The organism is Nitrosospira sp. Nsp13 (assembly GCF_900101945.1).
GTDB lineage: Bacteria > Pseudomonadota > Gammaproteobacteria > Burkholderiales > Nitrosomonadaceae > Nitrosospira > Nitrosospira multiformis_D.
In genome coordinates this window covers 1-13748 of the sequence record NZ_FMVD01000004.1, presented here as the reverse complement: position 1 = coordinate 13748, position 13748 = coordinate 1, and the positions used below count along the sequence as shown (strand labels likewise).

The 13748-nt window shown below is 51.1% G+C and carries 10 protein-coding genes and 1 pseudogene; 8 read left to right on the top strand and 3 right to left on the bottom strand.

Annotated features, from left to right (window positions below; translation table 11 throughout):
- Nucleotides 1-111 precede the first annotated feature (111 nt).
- Nucleotides 112-2655, top strand: coding sequence for a DNA topoisomerase III (locus tag BLO43_RS06290; RefSeq protein ID WP_090906340.1), 2544 nt, complete (start codon nt 112-114; stop codon nt 2653-2655).
- A gap of 48 nt (nt 2656-2703) precedes the next feature.
- Here the strand turns inward: BLO43_RS06290 and BLO43_RS06285 are convergent, their stop codons facing one another.
- The gene (locus BLO43_RS06285) at nt 2704-2961 is read right to left on the bottom strand and encodes an acyl carrier protein (protein ID WP_090906339.1); all 258 of its coding nucleotides are present in this window, start codon (nt 2959-2961) and stop codon (nt 2704-2706) included.
- Nucleotides 2962-2978: 17 nt separating this feature from the next.
- Nucleotides 2979-4199, bottom strand: coding sequence for a beta-ketoacyl-ACP synthase II (gene fabF, locus BLO43_RS06280; protein WP_090906338.1), 1221 nt, complete (start codon nt 4197-4199; stop codon nt 2979-2981).
- A gap of 945 nt (nt 4200-5144) precedes the next feature.
- On the opposite strand from fabF, the gene BLO43_RS06270 reads away from it, so the two are divergent.
- From BLO43_RS06270 to BLO43_RS17030, 7 genes are all read left to right on the top strand, one after another.
- Nucleotides 5145-6299 (top strand): N-acetyltransferase, encoded by a 1155-nt coding sequence (locus BLO43_RS06270; protein WP_175443879.1) that lies wholly within the window; start codon nt 5145-5147, stop codon nt 6297-6299.
- A gap of 49 nt (nt 6300-6348) precedes the next feature.
- Entirely contained in the window at nt 6349-7191 is an 843-nt protein-coding gene (locus BLO43_RS06265; protein WP_090906336.1) for a nucleotidyltransferase family protein, read from the top strand.
- A gap of 38 nt (nt 7192-7229) precedes the next feature.
- Nucleotides 7230-8306, top strand: coding sequence for an LPS export ABC transporter permease LptF (lptF, locus tag BLO43_RS06260; protein WP_090906335.1), 1077 nt, complete (start codon nt 7230-7232; stop codon nt 8304-8306).
- Nucleotides 8303-9367, top strand: coding sequence for an LPS export ABC transporter permease LptG (gene lptG, locus BLO43_RS06255; RefSeq protein ID WP_090906334.1), 1065 nt, complete (start codon nt 8303-8305; stop codon nt 9365-9367). Before lptF ends, lptG begins: the two co-directional genes overlap by 4 nt.
- A 189-nt stretch (nt 9368-9556) precedes the next feature.
- On the top strand, nt 9557-10780 hold the full coding sequence (locus tag BLO43_RS06250) for a CDP-alcohol phosphatidyltransferase family protein (protein WP_368086133.1): 1224 nt from the start codon (nt 9557-9559) through the stop codon (nt 10778-10780).
- A gap of 19 nt (nt 10781-10799) precedes the next feature.
- Nucleotides 10800-11768 (top strand): diacylglycerol/lipid kinase family protein, encoded by a 969-nt coding sequence (locus BLO43_RS17035; protein ID WP_254773364.1) that lies wholly within the window; start codon nt 10800-10802, stop codon nt 11766-11768.
- On the top strand, nt 11765-12748 hold the full coding sequence (locus BLO43_RS17030) for a hypothetical protein (RefSeq protein WP_254773363.1): 984 nt from the start codon (nt 11765-11767) through the stop codon (nt 12746-12748). The genes BLO43_RS17035 and BLO43_RS17030 overlap by 4 nt, the downstream gene beginning before the upstream one ends.
- Before the next feature lie 28 nt (nt 12749-12776).
- On the opposite strand, the pseudogene BLO43_RS16740 reads toward BLO43_RS17030, so the two are convergent.
- Nucleotides 12777-13748, bottom strand: a pseudogene (locus BLO43_RS16740) (dolichyl-phosphate beta-D-mannosyltransferase); the annotation flags it as partial.

The following is a 13748-nucleotide window of genomic DNA, read 5'->3' as shown; positions in this document are numbered from 1 at the left end:
TTGAGCGTAAAGTAATTGTAATACTTACGTAAATTGGACTGCGCCGCCCGATAATCGGGTGTGTGCTTTCTCAGAACTGCACCCCAACCACGGAGTGTTCACAGGAGTTTCATGGGAAAAACCTTAATCATCGCCGAGAAGCCTTCCGTTGCCGCCGATATCGCGCGGGTATTAGGGGGGTTTACCAAGCACACCGATTACTTCGAGAGTGATCAGTATGTGTTGTCATCGGCTGTCGGTCATTTGCTTGAGCTTGCGGTACCGGAGCAATACGAAGTCAAACGCGGGAAATGGAGTTTTTCCAATTTACCGGTAATTCCACCGTACTTTGACCTTAATCCCATCGAGAAAACAGAGTCGCGCCTGAAGCTTTTAACCAAGCTCATCAAACGCAAGGACGTGAACGAGCTTATCAATGCCTGTGACGCGGGACGGGAAGGGGAATTGATTTTTCGTTACATTGCGCGTCACGCGGGAACCACGAAACCGGTGAAACGGCTTTGGCTGCAATCCATGACCCCTGCCTCAATTCGCGAGGGATTTACCAAATTGCTTGATGATGCTGCTGTTCAGCCGCTGGCGGAAGCAGCTGTGAGCCGCTCGGAAGCTGACTGGCTCGTGGGTATAAATGGTACTCGCGCCATGACCGCGTTCAATTCTCAGGAAGGCGGATTTCATAAGACCACTGTGGGACGAGTGCAAACCCCGACGCTGGCAATCCTGATTGAGCGGGAAGACACGATCAGGAAATTTGTTCCCCGCAATTACTGGGAAGTACACGGCACGTTCGCCGCTAAAGCAGGCATGTATAACGGACGTTGGTTCGACGAAAAGTTTTCAAAAGACAAAAAGGATAGCGAACAAAAAGCCGAGCGATTGTGGGATCAGGGCAAGGCTGAGGCTATCCGCGCCAAATGTCAGGATAAACCCGGTACCGTCAGCGAAGAAAGCAAGCCCACCACGGAAATCTGCCCGCTACTGTATGACCTTACCAGTTTGCAGCGCGATGCTAATGGGCGCTTTGGTTTCTCCGCCAAAACAACGTTAGGGCTGGCCCAGGCGTTATATGAGAAGCATAAGGCGTTAACCTACCCGCGCACAGACTCGCGTGCGCTACCGGAAGATTATATTGGAACCGTCAAGGATACCCTCAATTCATTGGAACAGACCCGTTACAGTGTATTTGCCAAACAGATTCTCAAAGCGGACTGGGTCAAACCCAATAAGCGAGTGTTTAACAACGCAAAGATTTCCGATCACTTCGCCATTATTCCAACCTCGCTTGAACCCAAGGGTCTGAACGATGCGGAAGCGAAACTTTATGATCTCGTGACCAAGCGGTTCTTGGCCATTTTTTATCCTGCCGCCGAATTTCTTGTTACGACTCGAATCACCCGTGTGGAGAACGAGCCATTCAAAACCGAAGGTAAGGTAATGGTCAATCCTGGCTGGCAGGCGGTTTACGGCAAGGAAATTCATGCCGAGAGCGCAAATGCTGACTCGACTCTGGTTGCGGTGAATCCAGATGAACCGGTGCTTGCCAGGGAAGTTAACGTCGTCGCCAGTAAGACCCGGCCCCCCGCCAGATTCAATGAAGCCACGTTGCTGTCGGCCATGGAAGGCGCAGGTAAACTGGTGGAAGACGAAGATCTTCGGGAAGCCATGAGTGCGAAAGGACTGGGCACGCCCGCCACTCGGGCTTCGATTATCGAAGGCCTGGTGTTCGAAAACTATATGCAACGCGTGGGACGGGAATTGCAGCCTACCGCCAAGGCATTTTCGCTGATTACATTATTGCGTGGACTGAAGGTGCCTGAATTGACCTCACCGGAATTAACGGGTGACTGGGAATTCAAACTCCGCCAGATCGAGCAGGGCAAACTCGAACGCCACAAATTCATGGAAGAAATCGCCGGCATGACGAATCATATGGTGACACAGGCGAAAAGTCATCGCGGTGAAACCATAAGCGGAGATTTTTCCACGCTTAAGTCCCCTTGCCCCAAATGCAGTGGCATCGTGCAGGAGACTTACAAGAAATTTCAGTGTCAGAAATGCGATTTTGCGTTATGGAAAATTCTGGCCGGGCGGCAATTCGAAACCGAGGAAATGGAGCAACTGATCACCCGGCGCGAAGTGGGTCCGTTGCAAGGCTTTCGTAGCAAAATGGGACGGCTGTTTAATGCCAACATCAAGCTTACCGACGAATTTGAAATGAAATTTGATTTTGGTAGCGACAATGAGGAAGGCACCGAAATTATCGACTTTTCCGGCCAGGAATCACTGGGGAAATGTCCTCGCTGCGGTGGCAGGGTATTCGATCATAGTATGAGCTACACATGTGAGAAAGCTGTCGGTTCGGCACGCACCTGCAATTTCAAAATTGGAAAAATAATCCTTATGCGTCCTCTTGAACGCGAGCAGGTCGAAAAACTGTTACGTACGGGTAAAACCGATTTGTTGCCAAAATTCATATCCAAGAAAGGAAGGCCATTCTCAGCTTATCTGGTGGCGGGTGCCGAGGGAAAAGTGGGATTCGAGTTTGAGCCTAGGGAATCAAAAACAAAAACAACAGCGGCAACTACAGCAACTAAGGCGGCAAGACCAAAATCCAGGACATCCGCCGTTAAGAAAACCACTGTCCGGAAATCATGATAGTTTCGATAGGCTACGCTGGAACGCTGCAAATGCTTGTTGGGTGCCTCATTCCTCGGTAGACGGTACCTGATTCTTTTCAATATAGGAAACAATGTCTCCGACGCAGGTAAATCCTTTCGCTTCATCGCTATCAAAATTAATGCCGAATGTATCTTCCGCATCGAACAAAAGTTGAATCGTATCCATGGAGTCAAGTCCGAGGTCTTCAAATTTTGAAGACCTGTTTATGGTGGAAGCATCCAGGTTCTCCACTTTCGTCGCGATAAACTGTATTACCTTTGCTTCAATATCCACTGTATCCATAGTCTGTTTCCGTTCCTTCATTCAAGGGTTGTGAAGATAATACTTGCATTGTTGCCGCCAAATCCAAAAGCGTTACATAGGGCGCTCCGTGGGTTCCTCTGTTGTGCGCGGTTGGGTATGTAATCAAGATCGCATTCCAGATCAGCCTCATCAAGATTGATAGTCGGATGTACCGTACCGGTATGAAGAGCCATGATAGCGGCGATGCTGCCGATAGCAGCCGATGCGCCGATAGAGTGGCCAACCATGGATTTGGTGGCACTGATGGCAATATCTCCGGCCCGGTCGCCAAAAAGATTTTTAATGGCACGGGTTTCCACGATATCTCCCAGGGGGGTGGATGTCGCGTGTGCATTGATATGGTCAATGGAATCAGTGTTCATGCCGGCGTCCATAACCGCTGCTTGCATTGCCGCTATCTGGCCTTCCATGTCCGGCATCACGATATGCGTCGCATCGCATGCCTGTCCATAGCCAGCAAGGCAGGCATACATTTTCGCCCCTCGATGCCTGGCTTGTTCTTCCCTCTCCAGGATAAGCACGCCTGCGCCTTCCGCCATAACGAATCCATCCCGGCCCTTGGCGAAAGGCCGGGATGCTCGTGCTGGATCAGTATTGGAGCCGGTAGTCAGCGCATGCAATGCTTCGAAACCCGTCATGGTCAGCGGTAATACGCAACCTTCCGCACCCCCGGCAATCACGGCATCGGCTCTTCCCGTCCGTAAAAGATCGAGAGCCATGCCAATTGCGTTGGCTCCGGAAGAGCATGCGGTGCTGCAGGTCAGATTCACTCCTTTCAATCGGTGTTTGATCGCGATCCAGGCAGCCGCGGAATTTGCCATGGTTCGAGGTACCGTGAATGGAGGTATAGGTTGATTTCGAAACTTGCGCATGGCGGAAGATTCAAAGGTAGCGAATCCGCCCATTCCCGAACCTATGCTTACGGCTAAACGCTGCGGCGCATATGCATCCAGTTCACCCGCGTCTTCCAGCGCGAGTTTGGTGGCCAGCAGCGCCAGTTGGGTGAATCTGTCCGTTTGCTCCATATACTTGGCTGTCAGAAAGCTGGCGGGATCGAACCCCGGGATCTCTCCCGCCACTTGAGAGCGCTGACTGGATGCATCGAAACCCGTAATCTTTCGGATACCACTGACACCATTGACAGCCGCTGTCCAGAACTGGTCAACGCCTATGCCAATTGGTGAAACAATACCCATTCCCGTAACGACTATGCGCATACACAACCAGGATTAGTCATCAAATTCGAAAAACAGCGCAAGAAAGAAATAAGTGGACAGTTTTGCGCGACAAAATCAGCGATTCTATCTGTCGCAGGCTCCGAAATTAAAAGGACTATTTGATCTTCGAGCTTGCTATCGGGTTTCTTGAAATCGCGAATTACTGCGCATTAAATATGACGGGGAACAGGTACCTCAATACAGCCCCCATGATCCAGATAATAAGTATTAGACTACCGATAACGGCCAATCCCTCGGCAATTGCCGATATGAGCGTTGCACCAAGGCTGTCGAATTCCTGATCCCCGGATTCGTTACGCCGACGGAGTCGACGGTGTCTCACCCACATCTGCAACATAAAGACGACAGGGATAAGAGCCAGAGAAATTAACAGGCTATATTCAGGACTATCCATCAATCATTAACCTCTTTGTAAAGTATGGCCAGGGAATTTTAACTATTTTTCTTGTGGCCTGTAAGGCTGTTAATAATCACTTTTCCCCTATTTTTCACTTGCGGGTAACTACTCAGCATTGTATTTGTTAAGTAGAAGGAACAGCGCTTCTTTTGAAGATTCAGACGAGGCGTTATCGCCCAAACCTGCATACTCGCGAATTAAGCGCCTTTGTCACAAGTAAATGATATCGCAAATGCCCCAATGGTAAAATTAACAAAAGTATGAATTTCAATGCCCAATCTTAGCCCGATGAGCAATAGAAGGTTTGTCGAAATCCGGTTTGCCGTTAATCAGTAATTATAATAGCACACGTCATCAATGTGCCATCGAGTTAACGCACCGGGCGTCAAACGGACGTTGATAATGGGTAAGGCCGAATGAACGAAACTCAATAGCCGATTAAGTTTGCCTGGGCTCTAACCGGATACTGCGGTCTTTAACATACGATATTTTAGCGTAATGGTTTCCTTGATTATTTATATTCCGTCATGAATGAAAAGCCCGGTCTGTCGATAGGCGGTGCTGTAGTCGTACGCCCGGTCACAAGTTATCGTGAGATGGGGATATTTATCGATATTCCCTGGCGCATATATGCGGATGACCCGATGTGGGTACCCCCTCTGCGCCTGGAGCGGCGACTGCATTTCTCCAGATTCAATCCATTTTTCAAACACGGAGAATGGCAAGCATGGATTGCATACCGGAACAATCAGCCGGTGGGGAGGATCTGTGCCCAAATTGATCAACTGCACCGGCAGCGCTATGGTGAGGATACGGGTCATTTTGGCTCGCTGGAAGGGATAGATGACACGGGGGTATTTGCCGCGCTTCTGCATGCTGCTGAGGAGTGGTTGACCGCCCGGCATACCCGGCATGTCAGCGGACCGTTCAATTTATCCATTAATCAGGAGTGCGGCATCCTGGTAGAGGGTTTCGACACGCCGCCGATGGTGATGATGCCGCATTCCCGCGTATGGTATGGTCGATTACTCGAAGAGCAAGGCTATCAACCGTTGCGGGATCTGCTTGCCTATTGGGCGGAGGTTGACTATAAGATGCCCCGGTTGATGAATACCGTGATTGAAAGATTTTCCGGACAGGTACGATTACGCACGCTACGCCGCGACAAATTTGGCGAAGAGATGGAAATATTGCGTGATATATTCAATGATGCCTGGTCGGAGAATTGGGGCTTCGTTCCTTTTACCAAGGCCGAATTTGCCGAGCTTGGCAGCAGTCTTCGTCTGCTTGTGCCCGATGAGTTCATTCAGATTGCCGAAGTGGATGGTCACCCGGCCGCATTTATGGTTGGATTGCCCAACCTTAACGAAATATTCGCCGAGCTTAATGGCAGCTTGTTTCCACTCGGCTGGATTCGAATGATCAAACACCTTAAATCCAGAGGAGTTCGTACCGGCCGGATACCGTTGATGGGTGTACGCAAGCAATTTCAGAGCTCCCCGATTGGCATGGCGCTGGCGATTATGGTAATCGATGCGCCGCGGCAGGCAGCACTTTCCAAAGGGATCCAGGCGGTTGAACTGTCATGGATACTTGAGGATAACAAGGCAATGCGTGCAATCCTTGATTACCTGGGTTGCCGGCAGTACAAGCGTTACCGGATTTTTGGCAAGACGTTGTAATCGATAGTTGACGAACAAGATGGTGTCAGAGTGAGAATCAAAGCCTGCGATGAATAAAACTGATCAATTTACCGCCATCGTGCTGGCCGCGGACCGCGCAGCGGGTGACCCGGTGGCGGCTAAAACGGGCATGGCCTGCAAGGCGTTTGCACCGATCTATGGAACACCGATGATCATTCGCGTGCTGGATGCGCTGGAAGCCAGTAATATGGTGAAGACGATCATCATATGTGGACCGCCCAAGTCCGCAATCCCCGGTTGTCCCGAGCTGGAAAGGCGAATCGCAAGCGGGCGAGTCATCTGGCTGCCGAACCTGGATTCCCCCAGCCGCAGCGCCGATAGCGGACTCATGCACATCGATCAGAATGCTCCGGTGTTGCTGACGACAGCCGATCATGCTTTATTGACGTCTTCAATTGTGCGCTATTTTTTAGGCGAATCGCAAAAGGTGGATAGCGACGCCACGGTGGGGGTGGTTAAATATGAAGATATCGCCGCTGCATTTCCCGGCGTAAAGCGAACCGTCATACGTCTGCGGGACGGCGGCGTCTGCGGCTGCAATCTTTATGCATTTCTTAATCCTCGTGGCCGTGGTTTGGTGTCGTTCTGGCAGCGGGCGGAAGACCTGCGCAAACGTCCGGAAAAATTGATCGCACAGACTTTCGGCCTTACGCCTGTACTCTTGTACCTATTTGGGTTATTGACGCTCGACCGCGGGTTAAAGGCTGTTTTGGCCAAAACCGGGATCAAGGTACAGCCGGTATTTTTACCTTTTCCTCAGGCCGGCGTTGATGTCGACAAGGTGGAGGACATGCTGCTTGTGGAGTCCGTCCTGGCGGGAGCAGTGACGCTTGCTCAAAAGAAAACAGACTCGCCTGACCAGTTTCCATAGCATATGGCCGTTTCAGCACCACCTGGCGAGAAGAATCCGTGAAAATAATAGAACGATATATTACGCGTGAATTGTTGATACCGTTTACGGTAGTGATCATCATTTTGGCGGCATTATTCTCTAGTTTCAGCAGTGCCCGTTTTCTGTCAGCTGCTGTCACAGAATCGCTGGGTATTGCCGCCATGCTGAAGCTGATACTGCTGCGGACGCTGATTGCCCTGGAAGTACTGATGCCGATCGCTCTTTACGTCGCTATTGTCATGGGTCTTGGGCGGCTGCACAGGGATCAGGAAATTAATGTATTACGTTCCGCCGGTGTCAGCGATAACCGCATAATTTATGCTGTACTCATCGTTGCCATTCCCGTGGGAATTATCAGTGGTGTACTTTCTATCTTCGTACGTCCATGGGCTTATGAAGAAAGCTATATCCTGAATGCGCAGGCGGAGGCTGAATTAAATATGGATCGATTCCAGGCCGGACGTTTCTATGGAAGCGAAGGCAGTGGCAGAGTCATCTATCTTCAGACCAAGGATAGCACCGGCAAGGAGATGAAGAATGTATTTCATTACATCAGAAAGAAAGACAGCAGCGAGATTATTGTAGCCAAGGAGGCTCATCCGCAGGAGCCGACAGCCGGTCAACGCCCACAAATTAATTTGCTTGATGGCGCTACTTACCGGCTGATGCATTCCGAAACGAGAGATATGGTAGTCCGGTTCGAGAAGCTGGTATATTTTACCGATAGCGGCAATGTGCTGGATTACAAACGCAAGGCCGCTACCACCATGGTGTTGCAGAAATCTGATCAGCCACGCGATATTGCGGAATTCCAGTGGCGGCTTTCACGTCCCATTGCCACCATTCTGCTGGCACTTATTGCCATCCCATTCAGCCGTGCCTCACCTCGCCAGGATAAGGGTGAAAAAACTTATTATGTTGCAGCTTTGGTTTTTGCGATTTACTACATCCTGAATGGATTGGCTCAAACATGGGTGGAGCAGGGAGCCATCGGCAGAGTACCGGGTGTCTGGTGGCTTTACGTCTTGATGTCCATGGTTGCGTTCAGCTTGCTGTCGCCCGGTTTCTGGCGGAAGCTATTCCGGCGCCAATGAAAATAATTAATCGCTACCTTGCCCTACAGGTTTTAATGGGGCTGGGCATCGCTACCGCGGTACTCTTGCCGTTATTCAGCTTTCTCGACCTGTTGGATCAGCTGGACGATGTAGGAAAAGGGACTTATCGCATCCAGGATGCGTTCCTGCATACCGCGCTATTACTGCCACGCAGGTTTGTCCAACTTGCACCTTTTATTGCGCTGCTGGGCAATGTGATTGCGTTGGGACGGCTGGCTGTTAACTCCGAACTAACCGCATTACGGGTAGCGGGTGTTTCTCCCATTCGTATCAGTCTCGCTCCACTGGGAGTTGGATTGATTCTCTTATTATTCATGGCCGTATTGGAACAATTTGTCGCACCGCAACTTCAGCAGAGGGCTATTTCGTCCCGCGCGGTTGCGCTTGATAAGAGCGCGGCTCTTGGCAAGAATTTGGGCATCTGGACCCGGGATGAGCGGAATATATTACGTATCGGTGAGATGCTGCATGCAAAAAAGGCTGCGGATATCGAGGTAATGCATTTTGACGATAACGGGTTTCTGCTCACCTATACTTATGCCAAGTATGCGGATATCATCGCTGATCATCTATGGGAATTAAGCGACGTCACCATCAAGACATTTACTGAACAACGCATCGAGTCCACGAGTACAAAATCGATGAACTGGAGATCATTTCTGAATCCGGATGATATTTCGACACTGACCAAGTCACCTGAGAGTCTTTCTCCCATCGAGTTGTTTCTGCATGTGCGTTTCTTGCGCGCGACCGGTCAGGAGGCGGATGCCTATGCACTGGCTTTGTGGCGGAAGGCTGGCGGAGCATTGACAACCATTGCAATGTTGTTGCTTTCCATTCCCTTTGTTTTCGGATCGGTACGGACGGGCCTTGGCAATAAGCTGGTGCTCGCATCCATGCTTGGAATCAGTGTTTACCTGTTTGATCAGGTTATCGCAAATGTGGGTTTATTGCTGCATTTGAATCCTGCGCTAACTGCTCTCGGTCCTGGGCTACTGTTGATTACCCTTGCTAATTTCTGGTTGCGGCGGGTTTTTTAGCCGCTTGCTTATTATTTCCCATTAGAGTAAAAGGATTCGGCACTCGTTCCGGATGGCGTATTGCCGTGGCAGTGAGACGGCATATATTTCGATCTGTGTGTCCCTCCACACAACCGGCGGCCACTACGAACATAGCAGGTCATTTAATGATTTCAAATCCATACACAGACAACGACCCGGAATATCCCAGTGATAACCTACATCTATATCCTCGGAGATAGTGAGACGAATATCTGGGGCCTGAGTGGCCGCGAGCGACTGCAACGGATGTTAAAGGCATTTAAGCAGACCAGAGTGATCGATAGTCCCGAGCAGATTCCAGCACGTGCGCCAGCATTATTCTTACGGGCAGATTATTTGTTTGATGCCAGAGTCCTGATGGCGTTAGTTAACACGCAAGTGAACCTGGTGCTTAGCAGTGACGCAGGCCAGCCGGTCGCAATCCGGATTACTGATGGAGATATGCACCATGCGCTGGCGAGTTTCATGGACGGGGGGGAAGGAGAGTCTTTCTCCACCTTGCCTCGTTATACCCTAAGAGATTTGAATCTGTTGGGTCTTCAGCAAACTCTCAAGAAAAGGGATCTGCCCTACCTATTACCTATCAGTAGAGATAACTGCCGGCGGCTGGAGTCAGAACTCTTTGCCCGATCGTACAAAGGCGTGACCGACCTCGTGACGAAATGGCTCTGGCCCATACCCGCATCCTGGGCTGTTCGCGTTTGTGTACGCTTCGGTATACGGCCAAACCAGGTTACGCTGCTCAGTCTTGTGTTTGCAGTGCTGGCCGGGGTTGCCTTCTGGTACGGCCACTATGGCATAGGTCTGGTGATGGGATGGTTGATGACCTTTATGGATACGGTCGATGGGAAGCTGGCGCGAGTAACCGTCACCTCGAGCCGTGTTGGAGATGTGCTCGATCACGGCCTGGATATTATTCATCCACCGCTATGGTATATGGCCTGGGGTGTAGGCTTGACAGCAGCACTAACGCAGACAGCCGACTTGCCAATGATGTTCTCGTTGATACTCATCGGTTATGTGGGTGGCCGATTGTGTGAAGGAGTTTTCCAGTTTTGGATCGCATCATTTGATATTTTTATCTGGCGCCCACTGGATTCATTTAACCGGCTCATTACCGCACGGCGTAATCCTAACCTGATCCTGTTGACATTCGGCTGGTTTATAGACCGGCCGGACATCGGGCTCTGGTTGGTAATTATCTGGCACCTTCTTTCCACCATCTTTCTTGCTGTTCGGGTAATGATGGGTTGGCAAGCACGGCGGGCGCACGGGCCTTTACGATCATGGTTTGAGGACATTGTTCCTGGCGAGGATGAAGGGAAACTGGCGGTTCGTATTTTTGCACCCTTGGCAGTTAGGAAAAATGATAGAAAATTCACGGATAGATAGATTGAGATCTGGGGGGGCCATGATCGGATTGCTTTTCAATCCTCTCAGCGGACGTATTCGCAAGCGCAAGGATGCAATAAGGCGGGTACTCGCCGAGATTCCGGGTGCAACCTGCAGTGAAGTCACGAACGAACCTGAGATTAACGCATCGGTGGATGCTTTTGTACGGGCAGATGTTGATTTGCTGGTAATTATTGGTGGAGATGGTACCGTACAGGGAGTCTTGTGTCATTTGTTTGCAACGCAACCACTCGCAAGATGGCCTGCACTAACGATTATCCCGGGCGGTACCACCAACATGACAGCGCTGGATCTGGGTATCTGCGGTAAACCGGAATTTATTCTCCAGCAATTGAAGGGGGATCTGCTGAAGCAAATCCCCCCGGTATTTTTACAGCGCCACGTGCTGTGCATTGAACAAGCCGGGGTGGCAAAGGTTTATGGGATGTTTTTTGGTGTCGGATTGATTGCCCGCGCTGTGATATTTTCTCAGAGCAAGATAAAACAGTTGGGCATTACCGGAGAAATTTATTCAGGTCTTATTACAGTTGTTTATCTTATTGGCCTGATTTTCGGGCGTCGTCACGGAGCCTGGGCACCGGTCCGGATGTCAATTATCGAGAGGAATATTGAGCTGCATCATGGAACCTATGCATTTCTCTTCGCCAGCACCCTGGATCGCTTGTTGTTTGGCATGCGTCCGTACTGGGGAAAAGAGGAGGAGCCGCTTCATATAACATTTGTTCGACAGAAACCAAATCGTCCCTTACGTTCGCTATTGGCGCTACTTTCAGGCCGCGGAGGCTCCCTTAAAGAGCAAGACGGTTATCATAGTTGCAATACCAGAGCGCTGGAGCTGTTGATCGATGACGATTACATCGTCGATGGCGAATCCTACCGGGCATCAAGCGAGAATGGACCATTGCGTATTACAGCAGCCGGTCCAATTACCTTCTTGGGAGCTGGTAAGGTAAACTCACAGTCATGACAGACCACGCCTCGATATTTGATCAGCCCATTCCCAACAATCTAGTCGCCGAGATTGCTTCGCTGAGCTCAAGGGCTGTATCAGCGGATTTTCTTGTTCTGGTTGAAGCATTGAAAGCACGGTTCGGCTCATCGCTGGAGGCCGTTCTCCTTTATGGATCCTGCCTGCGGTCCGATGATCTTGGTGATGGCGTCGTGGATTTCTACGCTATCGTAAACAGCTACGGTAAAGCTTACCCAGAGCGTTATCTTGGATACCTTAATGCATGGTTGGCACCCAATGTGTTTTATCTCGAGGTATCCGCACCGGGACATACGCAGGAAAAGAAATTCCGCGCCAAATATGCCGTAGTCTCAATGACAGATTTCGAGCAAGGCACTTGGCGCTGGTTTCATCCGTATCTGTGGGCACGCTTTGCCCAACCTTCCCGATTGTTGTACGTGCGTGACGAGACCATCCGCAAGCATATTTACACTGCGTTGGCCCGCGCTGTCGTGACATTTCTGAAATCCAGTCTTCCCATGCTGAACTCGTCCGTGGCGAACGTTGAAGCAATCTGGGTCAACGGTTTGACGCAGACCTATGCAGCCGAACTGCGGCCCGAACGTGCGACGCGAGCGCAACAGCTTGCCCAGATCAATCTGGATGATTACACGCGCTTGACTGAGCATGCGGCGCCGGCATTGGTGGGGGTGCTGGAGGCGTTGCCGGATGGGCGTTATCGGTGCCTGATCGAGGTAGCGGACCGTCGGCGTGCGCAATGGCGCTGGCGATTACGCCGCTGGCAGGGCACGGTCCTGTCGGTGCTACGGCTGACAAAGGCGGCATTTACCTTCAGCGACAGCATTAGTTATGCTGCATGGAAGATCGAACGCCATACTGGGGTGCGCGTTGAGGTGACGCCCATGTTACGGCGGCATCCGGTGCTATGGGGTTTTAAGGTTTCGTGGCAATTGTTGCGGCGTGGAGTGATACGCTGATGTAGCCGTTATCTACAAGCAACTACTATTAAGGATTTTTACCCAAATACCCCTGTGCAATGCGGTAATATATCCGCCGCAATGGTTTGCCGTCAGGTGTGGCTACTCGCTGCTCCTGTATCGGTCCAGGCTGTACGAGCATCCGGCCAATGTCAGGGATTCTTCGAGTACGCTCGAGCTCGTGGTCCCTCATTCCCACCAGGATGATTGGCAGGGACGTGGGCGGCTCCGATGGATACCAGAAATCGTACATAGCGCCGCTGTCGCCAAACATATTGCGCGAGCGTATCTCCATTGGTTTGCCGCTGCGGTTGTAAAAGGAAAGGGAGGCGGCCACCGACCATTTACTCATTCCTACCACAATGGGCTCTTGCCCCGTTCGTTGTCGAACTTCCGCTACAACCTGCTCGATTTCCCCAGTGGCCTCCCGCCAGAAATAGTGTTCCGACAAAAATTTATAGGGGATGCCGGGGATGCCGAGCACCACGTAGTGCAGTACAAATGCGTAGAGAAAGATGCAAACTGCAATGGTAGGTTTCCAGGCCGCTCTCACACGGCGTGCGAGGGTACTGAAATCGCCCGCCTGACCCATCAACCAAGCCATGGTTGGCAGCAGCGCAAGCCATGCCGGTCCAGTCCAGTGAAACCGCTGCGACTCGGAAATGCTGAGAACGAAGAACACTGCCAGCGGCACGCCGGCGAATACTCGTACAAATAGTCGGCGCCTGCGTGCATAGGTGCTGGAGTCGCGTTCGGTTCGCGGCCAGACCGCCATGATTGCGGCAAGCAAGCCCACCGGCGTCAACAGGACCATAAGATGGAGAAATAATAGATGTGCCGCGAATTGATCTTCACTTCCTCCCTTGACCCGGTTTGACTGGAACATGATCGACGCCCAATTATTGTCCATATTCCAGATAATGACAGGCGAGAACATCAGAAGGGCAAGCGCGGCGGCGAGGTATGGCTGCGGACGGCGCAGCCAGCGGCGTGAGGCGGG

Coding starts and splice junctions, on each gene's coding strand:
- lptG (WP_090906334.1), top strand. CDS start 8,303: ATGAAAATAATTAATCGCTACCTTGCCCTACAGGTTTTAATGGGGCTG.
- BLO43_RS06290 (WP_090906340.1), top strand. CDS start 112: ATGGGAAAAACCTTAATCATCGCCGAGAAGCCTTCCGTTGCCGCCGAT.
- BLO43_RS06285 (WP_090906339.1), bottom strand. CDS start 2,961: ATGGATACAGTGGATATTGAAGCAAAGGTAATACAGTTTATCGCGACG.
- fabF (WP_090906338.1), bottom strand. CDS start 4,199: ATGCGCATAGTCGTTACGGGAATGGGTATTGTTTCACCAATTGGCATA.
- BLO43_RS06270 (WP_175443879.1), top strand. CDS start 5,145: ATGAATGAAAAGCCCGGTCTGTCGATAGGCGGTGCTGTAGTCGTACGC.
- BLO43_RS06265 (WP_090906336.1), top strand. CDS start 6,349: ATGAATAAAACTGATCAATTTACCGCCATCGTGCTGGCCGCGGACCGC.
- BLO43_RS17035 (WP_254773364.1), top strand. CDS start 10,800: ATGATCGGATTGCTTTTCAATCCTCTCAGCGGACGTATTCGCAAGCGC.
- BLO43_RS17030 (WP_254773363.1), top strand. CDS start 11,765: ATGACAGACCACGCCTCGATATTTGATCAGCCCATTCCCAACAATCTA.